Raw genomic sequence first — 15,619 nt, 5'->3', positions numbered from 1 at the left:
TTACTCTTCGTTATAACGGTAACCGATCCCGTACAGTGTTTCGATGGCCGAGAAATCATTGTCGACCGTACGCATCTTCTTGCGCAGCCGCTTGATATGGCTGTCGATGGTGCGGTCATCAACATAGACCTGATCGTCATAGGCCACGTCCATCAGCTGATCACGGGATTTCACGAATCCGGGGCGTTGCGCAAGTGCCTGCAACAAAAGGAATTCTGTCACGGTCAGCGACACGTCCAGCCCCTTCCACGATACCGAATGGCGCAGCGGATCCATGCTCAGGTTGCCGCGCACCATAAGCTTGGTTTCCTCAACCTCAATGCCGGCTGCATCGCCGGAAATCGCGTCCTGACGCCGCAGCAACGCGCGAATCCGTTCCACCAAAAGACGCTGGGAAAACGGCTTTTTGACATAGTCATCTGCACCCATACGCAGGCCAAGCACCTCATCAATCTCATCGTCTTTGGACGTCAGAAAGATCACAGGCATCTTGGATTTCTGACGCACCCGCTGAAGCAGGTCCATACCGTCCATCCGGGGCATTTTGATATCGAAGACGGCCATATCCGGCATCTTCTTGTTGAAGGCGTCCAATGCGGCCTGTCCGTCATTGTAGGTTTCGACCTCGAATCCCTCTGCCTCAAGGGTGATCGCGACCGATGTCAGGATATTCCTGTCATCGTCCACAAGGGCGATTTTCGACATGGATTTAGTTCCTTTTACTGCTCTCATTATCTTTTTTGTCCTTTATGCGTCTTTTTCTCCTTTGCGCCAATGCAATTTTGCGAATCACTCGGCAGGCTTGGCTTTATTCAGACCGAAAATCCCTTACGGATGGCTAATTTGCATCACCCCACATCGGCAAACAGACGCCATGGTTGCGCTAAACCCGTTTTGGTTGCGCTAACTGCGTGCATGCGTCCTGTTCAGCCCTAGAAATGCCATGTTAAGACGCCAGCAGCTCGGGCGTGACGCTAGGGCCGCGCATCCTGATGCGCCTGAAAGGAAGACCGCCGCAAATCGCGGCTACAGGAGCTTGGCAAATGACATTTGGACGGGTGAACCCGGAATTCCGGCTGGAAGATCAACAGATCAACGGGCTTGGCAATGTCTATTACAACCTCACAGAGCCAGCTCTGATCGAAGCCGCACTGAAACGTGGCGAGGGAACATTGGGCAATGGTGGCGCGTTCCTTGTGACCACTGGCAAATTCACAGGCCGGTCCCCCAAGGACAAGCACGTGGTCAAAACCGACAGCGTAACGGACACGATCTGGTGGGAGAACAACGCGCCCATGTCGCCCGAGGGGTTTGACGCACTGTATGCCGACATGCTCGAACATATGAAGGGCCGCGAATATTTCGTTCAGGATCTGACCGGCGGTGCGGACCCCAAGCATTCCATCGACGTGCGCTTTGTTCAGGAACTTGCGTGGCACAACCTGTTCATCCGCCACATGATGCGGCGCCCAGAAGCTGAGGACCTTCATACGTTCACAGCGGATTTCACTGTCATCAACTGCCCGTCCTTTCAGGCAGACCCCAAGAAACACAATTGTCGGTCCGAAACCGTCATTGCGATGAATTTCGACAAGAAGCTGATTCTGATCGGCGGCACCGAATATGCAGGCGAAAACAAGAAGTCGATCTTCTCGCTGCTCAATTACCTGTTGCCCGAAAAAGGCATCATGCCGATGCACTGTTCTGCCAACCATGCCGTTGGCAATCCGGTCGATACGGCTATTTTCTTTGGCCTGTCTGGCACCGGCAAGACCACGCTTTCGGCAGATCCGAACCGCGTTCTGATCGGCGACGACGAACATGGCTGGTCGGATCGCGGCACCTTCAACTTTGAAGGCGGCTGCTATGCCAAGACCATCAATCTCAGCGCCGAGGCCGAGCCCGAAATCTACGCCACGACAACCAAATTCGGCACCGTGATCGAGAACATGGTCTTTGATCCAGAAACGTTTGAGCTTGATTTTGCCGATGACAGCCTGACCGCCAACATGCGTTGCGCCTACCCGCTCGACTATATCTCTAACGCGTCACCCACGGCACTTGGCGGGCACCCGAAGAACATCATCATGCTGACCTGTGATGCGTTCGGCGTGTTGCCCCCGATCGCGCGTCTGACACCGGCGCAAGCGATGTACCACTTCCTGTCGGGCTTCACCTCCAAGGTGGCAGGCACAGAACGCGGCGTGACCGAACCCGAACCCACGTTCTCGACCTGCTTTGGCGCGCCATTCATGCCACGTCGTCCCGAAGTCTACGGCAACCTCTTGCGCGAAAAGATTGCGTCGCATGGCGCGACCTGTTGGCTGGTCAACACCGGCTGGACGGGTGGGGCCTATGGGTCTGGCCAACGCATGCCGATCAAAGCAACACGCGCCCTGCTGACAGCAGCCCTTGATGGCAGCCTGGCCGAGGCAGAGTTCCGCAAAGACCCGAATTTCGGCTTCGAAGTGCCGGTCAAGGTTGAAGGTGTGCCGGACATGCTTCTTGATCCGCGCCGCACGTGGAATGACAAAGACGCGTATGACGCACAGGCAGCCAAACTGGTGCAAATGTTTGCTGACAATTTTGCGCAATACGTTCCGTTCATTGACGACGACGTAAAAGCAGCGGCGATTGGCTAAATTCGCCTGCGTCGAAAGGCGCTTGGAAATAACGGGGCGAGCGCATCATACTTGGTGCACTCGCCTTTTTTGTTTCTGCACCTGCAAGGGGCGTAGCGCCGCAGAGCAGCAATTCAATGCGAAATATTGAAACGAATTAAAGGCCCGCTTGGTATTTTTGTTGCGCTGCACCTGCAAAGTAGATATCCAGCGGCAAAGCTGAAAGGACACGATTCATGGCCCATGACGGACAAGACTTGACCCTGACGACCGAAACCATTCTGCCAAACCTTCTTGGTCTGACTGCCGCAGCTATAGAGCCTGTGAACACCGTACTCGACACAGCAAAAGCGCGCGTACGGAACATGGTTGACGCAGACGGTCGCGTCTCAGGGGCCCTGATCGAAGAGCACCAAACCGCCGCACACGGCTTTGCGTGGCTGGCGACATATGTTGAATCGCTACGGCAAATGCAGGGTTGGGCCGAGCGCCTGAATGCCGAGGGCAAGTTCGGCGAGGTCGAACAACTGATCCACCAGATCGCCTTTGGTGAATACCTTTGGCAGATCTACGGCGGCATCCAGATGAACCAGGGTGAAATGGTCCGGCTTCAGGATATCGGCCTTGGCCAGGATGAAATGCGCGTCTTGATGACGCCCGAGGTTATGCAGCTGACCCAGTCGGGCAACACACAGGCAGCACGTATGCGCCTTGTTGAGCTGATGCAGGAACGCAGCGCGGAACTGACGGTCGGGGCCTGCGGTCTGGACGAAGAGCTAGAGATGATCCGCGAGCAATTCCGCCGCTTCTCTCTCGATAAAGTCGAACCCTACGCGCACGAATGGCACCTCAAGGATGAACTCATCCCGATGGAAATCATTGATGAGCTGGCCGAGATGGGTGTCTTTGGTCTGACCATCCCAGAAGAACATGGCGGCTTTGGCCTGACCAAGAACGCCATGTGCGTCGTGTCTGAAGAACTGTCGCGCGGATACATCGGCGTCGGCTCTCTTGGCACCCGGTCCGAGATTGCAGCCGAACTGGTGATCGCGGGCGGCACCGATGAACAAAAGGCCAAATGGCTCCCGGGTCTGGCCTCGGGCGAAATCCTGCCCACGGCCGTGTTTACAGAACCGAACACCGGGTCCGACCTTGGCGCGCTTCGCACCAAGGCGGTAAAGGACGACAACGGCGATTGGGTCATCAATGGCAACAAAACATGGATCACCCATGCCGCCCGCACCCATGTCATGACCGTTTTGGCGCGCACAGTCCCGGACACCACCGATTACAAGGGATTGTCAATGTTCCTTGCCGAAAAGACACCCGGCACAGATGAAGCGCCCTGGCAGGATGCGGGCATTTCCGGCGGCGAGATCGAAGTGCTCGGTTATCGGGGAATGAAGGAATACACGCTCAATTTCGACGACTTCAAAGTCAAAGGCGAAAACCTTCTGGGCATGGAAGAGGGCAAAGGCTTCAAACAACTGATGGAGACATTCGAATCCGCCCGCATCCAGACCGCCGCCCGCGCGATTGGTGTGGCGCAATCCGCACTTGATGAAGGCATGTCCTACGCGCTTGTGCGCAAGCAGTTTGGGAAACCGCTGATCAACTTCCCGCGTGTTGCGTCGAAACTGGCGATGATGGCGGTCGAGATCATGATCGCGCGTCAGCTCACCTACTTCTCGGCGCGTGAAAAGGACGAAGGTCGTCGCTGCGATCTTGAGGCGGGTATGGCCAAGTTGCTTGGGGCCCGCGTGGCATGGGCTGCTGCCGACAACGCGTTGCAAATCCACGGCGGCAACGGTTTTGCGCTCGAATACAAGATCAGCCGCATTCTGTGCGATGCGCGTATCCTGAATATCTTTGAAGGCGCGGCGGAAATTCAGGCACAGGTTATCGCCCGCCGCTTGCTCGGATAGATCGAGCCGGTCCCATGAGAGGGTTTTGGAAGGTCGGACATACTGTCCGGCCTTCTCTTTTTTAGCCAACCCGGTTTCCCCTGATCTGAATCAAAGACCCCCGCGCACAGGAATGCTCTTGCAAACAAAACACATCTCAGGAGCACGATATGAGCTGGAAAGCAAAGCTGAACGACACCAAAACACAGCTGAAATCCCTCAACGGGTTGATCCCCGACACCTCTGCCGCCTTCGCTGCCTTAGGTAAAACGGTCAAAACTGACACCGCCCTGACCTTCAAGGAAAAAGAATATGTGGCGCTTGGCATCGCAGTCGCAACACGCTGCGAACCTTGCATCATGTTCCATGTCGAAGCCTTAATCCGACTTGGCGCAACCCGCGACGAAATCGGCGAAGTTCTTGCAACGTGTATCCAGATGGGCGGTGGCCCAAGCCTGATGTATGCGGGCAAGGCCCTCGAGGTGTACGACGAGCTGACCAGCTGATCCTGCGGCACTAAAGAGGGGTGCCGTTCAAGCAAGCTCCCCACCCTTTCAAATATTTAAAATGTATGAGGCTATCATGTTCAAATCTTCCCTGATTGTCGCCCTGCTCTTTGCAGCGACCACCGCAACCGCCCAAAATGCCACCCCCGGCGGACATTTTGTCGAAAGCTGGGATCTTAATGGCGACGGTCAGGTCACTTTGGCTGAAGCAACAGAACGACGCGCCGATGTTTTTCTAAGCTTTGATGCGGATGAAAACGGGATGCTCACAAGCGAAGAGCACGACCTCTTTGACGAAGCCCGCGCGATGGACATGGCCGAAAACGGCGAAGGCCACGGCACCGGAAAACGCAATCCAGCCAATGGCATGCTGCGTGAAGTGACAGATGCCAATGGCGATGGAAACGTCACACGCGAAGAATTCCTGAATGCTGTCCCCGCTTGGTTCGCAGGTATGGATCGCAATGGCGACAACATGGTCACCACTGCCGATTTCGGCCGGGGCTAAAACACCTCGCCCAACAGAGGCACTTTTCCATCAACGGAAAAACCGGGCGCGTCCACGCATCCGGTTCCGCCCAAATCAGCCGTCGATGCGGATCACCTCGTTCTTTGGATCATACGGGCTGTCCTCAACCACTACGGCATCCCAAAGCTGGTCGAACATTTTGACCTTTAACTTGGTGCCCGGAACCGCCAATTCGGGCGTCACATAAGCCATTCCTATCGATTTCCCGAAGGCCACGGAATACCCGCCCGATGTCAGACGCCCAACGCGGGTATCGTCCTCATAAAGCGCCTCGCGCCCCCACGGATCGGCGTCGGCAGGCCCATCAATCAGTAGCGTGCAGCACTTGGATCGCACGCCCGTCTGTTCCAGCGCCGCCTTGCCCTGGAATTCCTTGGTCAGGTCGATAAACCGGGGCAGGTCTGCCTCCAACGGCGTCGCGTCACGGCCCAGCTCGTTGCCAAAGGCGCGGTAGGATTTTTCCTGACGCAGCCAGTTCTGTGCCCGCGCACCAACCAGCTTCATGTCGTGCTTGGCCCCTGCAGCCATCAGCTGATCCCACAGATAGGCCTGCATCTCTATCGGGTGGTGCAGCTCCCAACCTAACTCGCCGGTATAGGCCACACGGATCGCGCGCACCGGACACATGCCCAGTTCGATGTCGCGGCACGTCAGCCACGGGAACCGCTTGTTGCCCAGAACAGTTGAAGGATCGGCATCCTTGACGATCTCGTTCAGCACATCACGTGCCTTCGGCCCAGCAATGGCAAAGACGCCCCACTGGGTCGTCACGTCCTGAATTTCGATATAGCCGAACTCGGGTGCCTTATCCTGCGCCGCCTTGCGCAGAAAGTCGGAGTCATAGGCCGTCCAAGCCCCTGCTGACACAAGGTAATATTCATCCTCTCCCAACCGCACGATGGTGTATTCCGTGCGCGTGGTGCCATGTTCCGTCAGCGCGTAAGTCAGGTTGATGCGGCCCACCTTAGGCAACTTGTTGCAGGTGAACCAATCCAGAAACTGCGTCGCCCCCGGCCCTTTGACGACGTGCTTGGTAAAGGCGGTTGCGTCTATCAGCCCAACGCCTTCACGGATCGCCTTGGCCTCTTCGACAGCATATTGCCACCAGCCACCGCGACGGAAGGACCGCGCGTCATGGTCGAAGGTCTCGGGCGCGTCCAAAGGCCCGTAATAATTCGGACGCTCCCACCCATTCACACAGCCAAACTGCGCGCCCAGCGCTTTTTGACGCTCATAGGCCGGGGCCATCCGAAGCGGACGACAGGCCGGGCGTTCCTCGTCCGGGTGGTGCAGGATGTAGACGTGCTCATACGCCTCTTCGTTCTTGCGCGCGGCGTATTCGGTGGTCATCCACGATCCAAACCGCTTGGGATCAAGCGACGCCATGTCGATCTCGGCCTCGCCTTCGACCATCAGCTGCGCCATGTAATACCCAGTGCCGCCCGCCGCCGTGATCCCGAACGAGAACCCTTCGGCCAGCCACATATTCCGCAAGCCCGGAGCCGGGCCGACCAGTGGATTACCATCCGGGGTGTAGCAGATCGGACCGTTGAAATCGTCCTTCAAACCAACGGTTTCCGACGACGGAATCCGGTGGATCATGCTCATGTATTCCTCTTCGATCCGCTCAAGATCCAGCGGGAAAAGATCGGCCCGGAAACTGTCGGGCACACCGTATTCAAACCGCGCAGGCGCATTGCGCTCATATGGCCCAAGAATCCAGCCGCCGCGTTCTTCGCGCACATACCATTTTGCGTCCGCGTCGCGCAGGACCGGGTGTTCGCCGTTCTCCTTGCGCCACGCGACAAGCGCGGGGTCAGGTTCCGTCACAATGAACTGATGCTCCACCGGAATTGCCGGGATCTTCAGCCCCAACAGCTTTGCCGTCCGTTGCGGATGGTTGCCCGTTGCTGTCACAACATGTTCGGCATGAATGACGATCTGTTCGTCCGAGGGCACCAGATTGCCGCCCTTTTCAACCATCTTGGTGCAGGTCACATCCCAATGATCGCCGGTCCAATGAAACGCATCGGCCTGCCATTTGCGTTCGATCATGACCCCACGCTGCCGCGCGCCTTTGGCCATCGCCATCGTCACGTCAGCAGGGTTGATATAGCCATCCGTCGGGTGATAGATCGCGCCAACCAGATCCTTGGTCCGCAGCAGTGGATAACGGTCCTTGATCTGCGCGGTCGACAGCCATTCGTAGGGCACGTCGCAGGTCTCAGCCGTAGTGGCATAGACCATGTATTCGTCCATCCGCGCCTGTGACTGCGCCATGCGCAGGTTGCCGACAACGGAAAAGCCCGCGTTCAGCCCGGTCTCTGCCTCAAGCGTTTTGTAGAACTTGATCGAATAGTCGTGAATATGCGTCGTCGCATAGCTCATGTTGAAATAGGGCAGCAGGCCAGCCGCGTGCCAGGTCGAACCAGACGTCAATTCGTCTCGTTCGAGCAACATCACGTCATCCCACCCCGCACGAGCAAGGTGGTAGGCGATCGAGGTGCCGACAGCGCCGCCACCGACAACCAAAGCTTTGACATGCGTTTTCATGGGTCTTCACTCCAAGGCGTTCAGCCCTGTGAATACCCGGAGCGCGCGCAAGCCGCCAAACCGACCCGACACGTTGCGGCAGGAAAACGACGCGCCGTCGATTCAAACCGTTATTGCACCACCCGCGCCCGCGGCAAAAGCGAACGTTCCGGCGCCAACCCACCCGTAACTGACGCAAGCTGGATCGGGTGCGCGACATCTTCCTGCGTGGCAGCTTGCGGACTGATCTGTTGGATAGGCACTGAGGCAAACGTGTCCTCTGCCTCTGGCATCAGCGTGTCCGGCATGCTCAGACCAACTGTCTCCAAAAGCCCCGTCTCTGCCACCCAAGCGACACCCGACGCCAATCCGGCACTTGCCGTGTCGAGAAAGGCAAAGGCCTGCGCTGCGTCGTCACCATAGCGATCAAGCACTGACACCTGGTACTGTGTAAAGGAATACACATAGCCTGCGGCCTTGGCCTGCTGCGTGTAATCCCAGATGCCAACGATGGTCGCAGTGCCTGCCGTCAAAAAGCAGAGCTTGAAGAGACCTTTTACAATTTTTGCAAACATTGTGACCCTCTGAATGGTTTGAGGCTATTCTGGGTCTGGTTCATGATCGGAATGCGGTGGCAACATGGTCATTCAAAGACACCTTTTCCCCGAATGGTTTCAAACACGCGAAAATACTGAGAAGTCCCGAAAATTGTCGATAGATTGAAGACAATTGCAGATAATCCCATTTGGAGCCGTCCCCTTTGAACGCCAAGTTTTGGGATACGGCAGATTCACGCTGGCAAAGCACCTTGAGGCCCTTTCGCACGCTGACAAGCAGACCTATAAGACCCTCGGCTTGCCCTCGCACAGAGTCGCAGGCCTAAGAGATATTGGTTTGGGGCAAAACGCACATGTTGGGACTCGACAAATTGTTGGGCATGTTTTCATCAGACATGGCCATCGACCTTGGAACGGCGAACACGCTGATCTACGTGAAAGGGCGTGGTGTCGTCTTGTCCGAGCCCTCCGTGGTCGCTTACCACATCAAAGACGGTGTGAAAAAAGTGCTGGCAGTGGGTGAAGACGCCAAGCTGATGCTGGGCCGCACCCCCGGAAGCATTGAAGCCATCCGCCCAATGCGCGAAGGCGTGATTGCGGACTTCGACGTGGCCGAAGAGATGATCAAGCACTTCATCCGCAAGGTCCACAAACGCTCAACCTTCTCAAAGCCCAAGATCATCGTCTGCGTGCCGCATGGCGCGACCCCGGTGGAAAAACGCGCGATCCGTCAATCGGTTCTGTCCGCAGGCGCGCGCAAAGCCGGGCTGATTGCCGAACCGATCGCAGCGGCCATTGGCGCAGGCATGCCGATCACCGACCCGACCGGGAACATGGTTGTCGACATCGGCGGCGGCACCACCGAAGTCGCAGTTCTGTCGCTGGGCGATATCGTCTATGCCCGTTCCGTCCGCGTGGGTGGTGACCGTATGGACGAAGCGATCATTAACTATCTGCGCCGCCAGCAAAACCTGTTGGTGGGCGAAAGCACTGCTGAGCGGATCAAGACGTCCATCGGCACGGCCCGGATGCCCGACGACGGACGAGGCACGTCCATGATGATCCGGGGGCGCGATCTGTTGAATGGCGTGCCCAAGGAAACCGAGATTTCCCAAGCGCAGGTGGCGGAAGCCCTGTCAGAACCCGTTCAGGCCATCTGCGAAGCGGTCATGACGGCGCTCGAAGCGACCCCGCCCGATCTTGCGGCAGATATTGTTGATCGCGGCGTGATGCTCACCGGTGGCGGTGCATTGCTCGGGGATCTGGATCTGGCCCTGCGCGAACAAACCGGCCTGGCGGTATCCATTGCAGATGAAAGCCTGAATTGTGTGGCCCTTGGCACGGGCAAGGCGTTGGAATACGAAAAACAACTGCGCCACGCGATTGACTACGACAGCTGATCACAGCACCCTTTTTTCCTGTTTGTATGTTAAGACTGCGCGCATCTTGATCCGAAAGTCGGTTCCCGCTTTTCGGATCGCGCATGAAAGAGGGATATTTGGCAAAGAACGGCACACAAGGCGAAGATTACGCAACACCGCTCCGGCGACTGCTGTTGGCGGTTGTGGTCCTGTGCCTTCTTAGTCTGTTTTTCATCTGGCGGATCGACAGCCCCCGCGTCGAACGCTTCCGCGCGGCTGTGATCGACACGGTTATTCCCAGTTTCGACTGGGCCATGGCCCCGGTGACCGCAACGGTCAACATCGCCCGCGACTTTCGCAGCTACCAGCGCATCTACGAACAGAACCAGGAATTGCGCCGCGAATTGCGGCAAATGGCATCATGGAAAGAAGCCGCGCTTCAGCTTGAACAGGAAAACGCGAAACTGCGCGACCTGAACAATGTTCGGCTTGATCCGCGCCTGACTTATATCACGGGCGTCGTGCTTGCCGATTCCGGGTCACCATTCCGGCAATCGCTTTTGATCAATGTGGGGTCTCGGGACGGGATTGTTGACGGATGGGCAACAATGGACGGCACTGGCCTTGTCGGGCGCATTTCTGGCGTCGGCGCGAACACAAGCCGTGTGATCATGCTCACCGATGCGACAAGCCGTATTCCCGCAACGATCCAACCCTCGGGCCAGCGCGCGCTGATTGTCGGCGACAACACCTCTGCGCCACCCATCGACTTTCTTGAAAACCCCGATCAGGTCCGCCCCGGCGATCGGATTGTGACCTCGGGTGACGGCGATGTCTTCCCACCCGGCCTGTTGATTGGGCAGGTCGCCCAAGATCCCGGAGGCCGGTTGCGCACCCGCTTGGCCGCAGATTACGAGCGGCTCGAATTTCTGCGCGTGCTGCGCGACCATGGCGCGCGCCGCGTGTCGAACCCATCTGCGCTGATCCTGCCCGAAACACCCGTTGGCACTGCCGACGCCGCTGCGGCCGAACCGGAACAATGATGGATTCCGGCCTTCTGCAAATCTGGGGCATGCGGCTGATGTTCTTCCTGCTCGCGCTCCTGATCCTGTTCTTCCACCTGCTGCCGCTCAACCCGGCACCAAGCCAATGGTCCAGCCCAGATGTGCTAGTGGCCGTTGTTTTTGCCTGGGCTGTGCGCCGCCCCGAATACGTGCCGATCCTTGTGGTCGCCGGAGTGATGCTGCTGGCGGATATGATGCTGCAACGCCCACCCGGCCTGTGGTCGGTTCTGGTGGTATGTGCCGCTGAATGGCTCAAATCCCGCGAACGTCGACAGCGCGAAACGACATTTGTCCTTGAATGGCTCACCTTCACGAGTACCCTGATCGTGATTACGATCCTCTATCGCGCGGTGATGATGATCCTTATTCTGGCACCCGGAACGCTGACTCTCAGCCTGATTCAGGTGATCATGACCATTGCCGTCTACCCAGCCGTTGTGGGTGTGTCCCACTTTCTTTTCGGTGTGCGCCGCGCCGCGCCCGGAGACATGGACAGATTGGGACGCACACCATGAGACGCGCACCAAAGGACACCGCGGAAAGCGTCCGCAAGATATCACGCCGGGGACTTATCCTTGGAGGTGTGCAATTGGCTTTTGCTGGCGCACTGGGCTTGCGCATGCAACATCTGCAAGTCGATCAAGCCGATGAGTTCCGCCTGTTGGCCGAGGAAAACCGGATCAACATCCGGCTTATCCCGCCGACACGCGGTCAAGTGTTTGACCGCAATGGCGTGATCCTTGCTGCGAATGAACCGTCCTACCGGATCACAATGGTCAAAGAGGACGCTGGCGATGTGGATGATGTGATCGCCCGCCTGTCCGCGCTTGTCGAACTGGACGAAGACGAACTGAACCGTGCGCTGACGGAAATGCAGCGCAGCGCGCCGTTCTTGCCTGTCACGGTGGCTGAACGCGTAACATGGGACGACATCAGCCGCGTTGCGGTCAATGCCCCTGCCCTGCCCGGCGTCACCCCCGAAGTGGGGCTGTCCCGGATTTATCCGCGGCGGGGCGATTTTGCGCATGTGGTGGGGTATGTCGGCCCTGTCAGCGAACGTGATCTGGCACGTTATGAAACGCCGGACCCGGTTCTGCGCATTCCGCGTTTCCAGATCGGCAAGGTCGGGATCGAGGCCCGCCACGAAGAAGCGCTGCGCGGACGCGCGGGCGCAAAACGCGTTGAGGTAAACGCCGTAGGCCGCGTCATGCGCGAACTGGACCGCCGCGAAGGCACCCCCGGTGCCGACATGCAGCTGACCGTGGACAGCGCCCTGCAAAGCTACGTTCAAGCCCGGCTCGGCGACGAAAGCGCCTCTGTTGTCGTCATGGACGTAAACAACGGAGATCTGTTGGGCATTGCCTCGTCGCCTTCATACGATCCGAACAAATTCGTACGCGGCATCTCTGTCGCGGATTTCGGCGAATTGCGGGACAATGATCACCGCCCGCTGGCCTCAAAAACCGTGCAGGACGCCTACCCCCCCGGATCAACGTTCAAGATGGTTACGGTACTGGCGGCCTTGGATGCAGGCGTTGTGGCCCCGGATGAAACCGTCTGGTGCCCCGGCCATATGGAGGTTGCAGGTCGCAGGTTCCATTGCTGGAAACGCGCGGGGCATGGCCACATGAACCTTGAACAGTCTTTGCGCGAAAGCTGCGACGTCTATTATTACGATCTCGCCCTCAAAGTTGGCATCGAACGCATCGCCGAAACGGCGCGCCGTCTTGGTCTTGGTGAAGCTTTCGGAATTGGCATGTCGGCTGTCACCGAAGGGTTGGTGCCGAACAAGGATTGGAAAGAACGCGAACGCGGCGCGGGTTGGGTGATCGGTGATACGGTCAACGCCTCGATCGGTCAGGGGTTTGTCCTCAGTTCGCCCTTGCAGCTTGCGGTCATGACGGCCCGACTGGCCACCGGCAAAGGTGTCTCGCCGCGTCTTGTGCGCCGGATGGGCGGGACGGAAACCGCGATCGCCGATGCCCCGGACCTTGGTTACAACGAAAACCACCTCCGCCAGATCCGGCGCGCGATGTATGCGGTCACCAATAATCGCCAGGGCACCGCATACGGGTCCCGCATCATCGAAGAAGCGTTTCGGATGGCGGGCAAGACCGGCACGAGCCAGGTCCGCAACATCACCCTCGCTGAACGCGCGCGCGGCGTCACCCGTAACGAAGATCTGCCATGGAACCGCCGCGACCACGCATTGTTCGTCAATTATGCGCCCTATGACGCGCCCAAGATTGCGGTGTCTGTCGTGGTCGAACATGGCGGAGGCGGCTCTGCCGCTGCGGCACCTATCGGCCGCGATGTGACGTTGCAGGCCCTTTACGGCCAAGACCCACCGCTTGAAGCCTACCCCTCCAAGGACCGCGAACGTATTCGCACCCAGCAGGAACGTCTGCAACAGGTGTTGCGCGCCAATGACCCGGATGGCCGGAGCCGCGCATGAGCTATCTTGAATATACCGTCAAGACGGTCCCGGCGGGCTGGCGCAAGATGCTGTTCATCAACTGGCCTCTTGTGATCTTGCTGACAGCCATCGCCGGAGTCGGCCTTTTGATGCTGTATTCGGTTGCTGGCGGTTCAATGTCGCCCTGGGCCGAACCACAGATGAAACGCTATGCCCTTGGGCTGGCGGTCATGTTCGTCGTGGCAATGGTGCCGATCTGGTTCTGGCGCAACATGTCAGTGATGGCCTATCTTGTGGCACTCGCATTGCTTGTCGCTGTCGAATTCTTTGGCTCGGTCGGAATGGGCGCACAGCGGTGGATCAACCTTGGTTTCATGCGCCTGCAACCGTCCGAGCTTATGAAAATCGCGATGGTGATGATCCTTGCCGCATATTACGACTGGCTGCCGATCAAAAAAATCTCGCATCCCTTCTGGGTTTTGGTCCCGGTGTTTATCATCTTGCTGCCAACGTTCCTTGTGCTGACCCAACCCGACCTTGGCACGGCAATCCTTTTGGTTGCAGGTGGCGGGTTGATGATGTTCTTGGCCGGGGTGCATTGGGCCTATTTCGGCACGGTCATCGCGGCGGGCATCGGTGGGATCTACGCTGTCTTTCTGAGCCGCGGCACGGATTGGCAATTGCTCAAGAACTATCAGTTTCGGCGGATTGACACGTTTCTTGATCCGTCCTCTGACCCGTTGGGCGCAGGCTATCACATCACGCAGGCCAAGATCGCAATGGGGTCAGGCGGTTGGACCGGACGCGGTTTTATGCAGGGCACACAATCCCGGCTTAACTTCCTGCCAGAGAAACACACAGACTTTATCTTCAACACCCTGGCCGAGGAATTCGGCTTTATCGGCGGGATCTCTTTGCTCCTGCTCTATGTGCTGATCCTGATTTTCTGCATCGTCTCTGCGCTGCAAAACCGTGACCGCTATTCCTCGCTTTTGATTCTGGGAACCGGCGTGACGTTCTTTCTGTATTTCGCCGTCAATATGTCGATGGTGATGGGGCTGGCCCCGGTTGTGGGTGTGCCACTGCCTTTGGTCAGCTACGGTGGATCGGCCATGTTGGTCTTGATGATCGCGTTCGGCTTGGTACAGAGCGCCCATATCCACCGACCGAGGTAAACCATGCCAATCAACGTGCTCTTCGCCGCCCACGAAAAACGCTGGGCGCAATACGAAACCCCTTTGCGCGCGGCACTTGACGACATTGGCGTGGCTTATTCCCTTGGCACAGACATGCCGCCTGCCGTTGTAGACTACATCGTCTACGCCCCGAATTCCCCGGTGCAGGATTTCACCCCGTACACCCGGCTCAAGGCGGTCCTGAACCTCTGGGCCGGAGTTGAAGACGCAGTGGGCAACTCGACGCTCAATGTGCCCTATGCCCGCATGGTCGACGACGAAGGTCTGACGCAAGGCATGGTGGAATGGGTCACCGGCCACACGCTGCGGCATCATCTGGGGATGGATGCGCATATCGTGAACCCGGATCACGCATGGATCGCGGATGCGCCGCCCGTCGCCTCAGACCGACCTGTCGGCGTTCTGGGGCTCGGCGAACTGGGGACCGCCTGTGGTCAGGCCTTGGCCCGGCTTGGCTTTCCAGTCAGCGGTTGGGCGCGCAGTCCCAAACAGATCGACGGCATCACTTGTCACACCGGCACCGACGGGTTGCAGGCGGTTCTCAGGCAATCGCAGATCCTGATCTTGCTGCTGCCAAGCACAGCCGCGACGGAAAACACGCTGAATGCACAAACGCTGGCGATGCTGCCCAAAGGGGCGTTTCTGATCAATCCCGGACGCGGTCCGCTGATTGACGATGACGCGCTTCTTGCCGCGCTCGATAGCGGGCATATCGCGCATGCCACGCTGGACGTTTTCCGCGTCGAACCCTTGCCAAGGGATCACCCGTTCTGGGCCCACCCCAATGTGACGGTCACACCCCATATCGCCTCTGAGACCCGCGCGCCCAGCGCGTCCCGCGCGATTGCCGAAAACATCCGGCGCGGCGAAGCCGGTGAGCCGTTCTTGCACCTTGTGGACCGGACCGCCGGGTACTAAGCCCGCACCAATCAA

Annotated in this window: 13 protein-coding genes; 10 read left to right on the top strand and 3 right to left on the bottom strand. The window is 58.1% G+C overall.

The window, feature by feature from the left end; translation table 11 throughout:
- Entirely contained in the window at window positions 1–705 is a 705-nt protein-coding gene (locus ACSHXH_RS10210) for a response regulator transcription factor (RefSeq protein ID WP_435671686.1), read from the bottom strand.
- Between the two features lie 338 nt (window positions 706–1,043).
- On the opposite strand from ACSHXH_RS10210, the gene ACSHXH_RS10205 reads away from it, so the two are divergent.
- From ACSHXH_RS10205 to ACSHXH_RS10190, 4 genes are all read left to right on the top strand, one after another.
- The gene (locus tag ACSHXH_RS10205; RefSeq protein WP_435671685.1) at window positions 1,044–2,642 is read left to right on the top strand and encodes a phosphoenolpyruvate carboxykinase; all 1,599 of its coding nucleotides are present in this window, start codon (window positions 1,044–1,046) and stop codon (window positions 2,640–2,642) included.
- A gap of 215 nt (window positions 2,643–2,857) precedes the next feature.
- Window positions 2,858–4,546 carry an acyl-CoA dehydrogenase family protein gene (locus ACSHXH_RS10200; protein WP_435671684.1) on the top strand — a complete coding sequence of 563 codons (1,689 nt, stop codon included), beginning with the start codon at window positions 2,858–2,860 and terminating at the stop codon, window positions 4,544–4,546.
- A gap of 149 nt (window positions 4,547–4,695) precedes the next feature.
- Window positions 4,696–5,031, top strand: coding sequence for a carboxymuconolactone decarboxylase family protein (locus tag ACSHXH_RS10195; protein WP_435671683.1), 336 nt, complete (start codon window positions 4,696–4,698; stop codon window positions 5,029–5,031).
- Between the two features lie 76 nt (window positions 5,032–5,107).
- Window positions 5,108–5,539 carry an EF-hand domain-containing protein gene (locus ACSHXH_RS10190; protein WP_435671682.1) on the top strand — a complete coding sequence of 144 codons (432 nt, stop codon included), beginning with the start codon at window positions 5,108–5,110 and terminating at the stop codon, window positions 5,537–5,539.
- A 75-nt stretch (window positions 5,540–5,614) separates the two neighbouring features.
- Here the strand turns inward: ACSHXH_RS10190 and ACSHXH_RS10185 are convergent, their stop codons facing one another.
- Window positions 5,615–8,113 carry a GcvT family protein gene (locus ACSHXH_RS10185; RefSeq protein WP_435671681.1) on the bottom strand — a complete coding sequence of 833 codons (2,499 nt, stop codon included), beginning with the start codon at window positions 8,111–8,113 and terminating at the stop codon, window positions 5,615–5,617.
- A 110-nt stretch (window positions 8,114–8,223) separates the two neighbouring features.
- Complete coding sequence (locus tag ACSHXH_RS10180; protein WP_435671680.1) at window positions 8,224–8,625, bottom strand: hypothetical protein; 402 nt, start codon at window positions 8,623–8,625, stop codon at window positions 8,224–8,226.
- Window positions 8,626–9,002: 377 nt separating this feature from the next.
- Here ACSHXH_RS10180 and ACSHXH_RS10175 point away from each other — a divergent pair, with 377 nt between their 5' ends.
- The 6 genes from ACSHXH_RS10175 (at window position 9,003) to ACSHXH_RS10150 (ending at window position 15,604) form a co-directional block, all read left to right on the top strand.
- The gene (locus ACSHXH_RS10175; RefSeq protein ID WP_435671679.1) at window positions 9,003–10,049 is read left to right on the top strand and encodes a rod shape-determining protein; all 1,047 of its coding nucleotides are present in this window, start codon (window positions 9,003–9,005) and stop codon (window positions 10,047–10,049) included.
- A gap of 98 nt (window positions 10,050–10,147) precedes the next feature.
- Window positions 10,148–11,053, top strand: coding sequence for a rod shape-determining protein MreC (mreC, locus tag ACSHXH_RS10170; RefSeq protein ID WP_435671842.1), 906 nt, complete (start codon window positions 10,148–10,150; stop codon window positions 11,051–11,053).
- Window positions 11,053–11,589, top strand: a complete 537-nt coding sequence (locus tag ACSHXH_RS10165; protein WP_435671678.1) for a rod shape-determining protein MreD — start codon at window positions 11,053–11,055, stop codon at window positions 11,587–11,589. Before mreC ends, ACSHXH_RS10165 begins: the two co-directional genes overlap by 1 nt.
- Window positions 11,586–13,529, top strand: a complete 1,944-nt coding sequence (mrdA, locus tag ACSHXH_RS10160; protein WP_435671677.1) for a penicillin-binding protein 2 — start codon at window positions 11,586–11,588, stop codon at window positions 13,527–13,529. Before ACSHXH_RS10165 ends, mrdA begins: the two co-directional genes overlap by 4 nt.
- Window positions 13,526–14,665 carry a rod shape-determining protein RodA gene (gene rodA / locus ACSHXH_RS10155; protein ID WP_435671676.1) on the top strand — a complete coding sequence of 380 codons (1,140 nt, stop codon included), beginning with the start codon at window positions 13,526–13,528 and terminating at the stop codon, window positions 14,663–14,665. Before mrdA ends, rodA begins: the two co-directional genes overlap by 4 nt.
- A gap of 3 nt (window positions 14,666–14,668) precedes the next feature.
- Window positions 14,669–15,604 (top strand): 2-hydroxyacid dehydrogenase, encoded by a 936-nt coding sequence (locus tag ACSHXH_RS10150; RefSeq protein ID WP_435671675.1) that lies wholly within the window; start codon window positions 14,669–14,671, stop codon window positions 15,602–15,604.
- Window positions 15,605–15,619: the final 15 nt, after the last annotated feature.

The organism is Marivita sp. (genome assembly GCF_051251565.1).
In the GTDB taxonomy this organism is placed as follows: Bacteria; Pseudomonadota; Alphaproteobacteria; order Rhodobacterales; family Rhodobacteraceae; genus Marivita.
Note: the sequence above shows the minus strand (reverse complement) of the source record. Positions and strands in the feature narration are given on the sequence as shown.

Bases quoted from the DNA above. Each gene is read 5' to 3' on its own strand.
- ACSHXH_RS10165 (WP_435671678.1), top strand. From the start codon at position 11,053: ATGGATTCCGGCCTTCTGCAAATCTGGGGCATGCGGCTGATGTTCTTC.
- ACSHXH_RS10195 (WP_435671683.1), top strand. From the start codon at position 4,696: ATGAGCTGGAAAGCAAAGCTGAACGACACCAAAACACAGCTGAAATCC.
- ACSHXH_RS10185 (WP_435671681.1), bottom strand. From the start codon at position 8,113: ATGAAAACGCATGTCAAAGCTTTGGTTGTCGGTGGCGGCGCTGTCGGC.
- ACSHXH_RS10175 (WP_435671679.1), top strand. From the start codon at position 9,003: ATGTTGGGACTCGACAAATTGTTGGGCATGTTTTCATCAGACATGGCC.
- ACSHXH_RS10210 (WP_435671686.1), bottom strand. From the start codon at position 705: ATGTCGAAAATCGCCCTTGTGGACGATGACAGGAATATCCTGACATCG.
- ACSHXH_RS10200 (WP_435671684.1), top strand. From the start codon at position 2,858: ATGGCCCATGACGGACAAGACTTGACCCTGACGACCGAAACCATTCTG.
- mrdA (WP_435671677.1), top strand. From the start codon at position 11,586: ATGAGACGCGCACCAAAGGACACCGCGGAAAGCGTCCGCAAGATATCA.
- ACSHXH_RS10190 (WP_435671682.1), top strand. From the start codon at position 5,108: ATGTTCAAATCTTCCCTGATTGTCGCCCTGCTCTTTGCAGCGACCACC.
- rodA (WP_435671676.1), top strand. From the start codon at position 13,526: ATGAGCTATCTTGAATATACCGTCAAGACGGTCCCGGCGGGCTGGCGC.
- ACSHXH_RS10205 (WP_435671685.1), top strand. From the start codon at position 1,044: ATGACATTTGGACGGGTGAACCCGGAATTCCGGCTGGAAGATCAACAG.
- ACSHXH_RS10150 (WP_435671675.1), top strand. From the start codon at position 14,669: ATGCCAATCAACGTGCTCTTCGCCGCCCACGAAAAACGCTGGGCGCAA.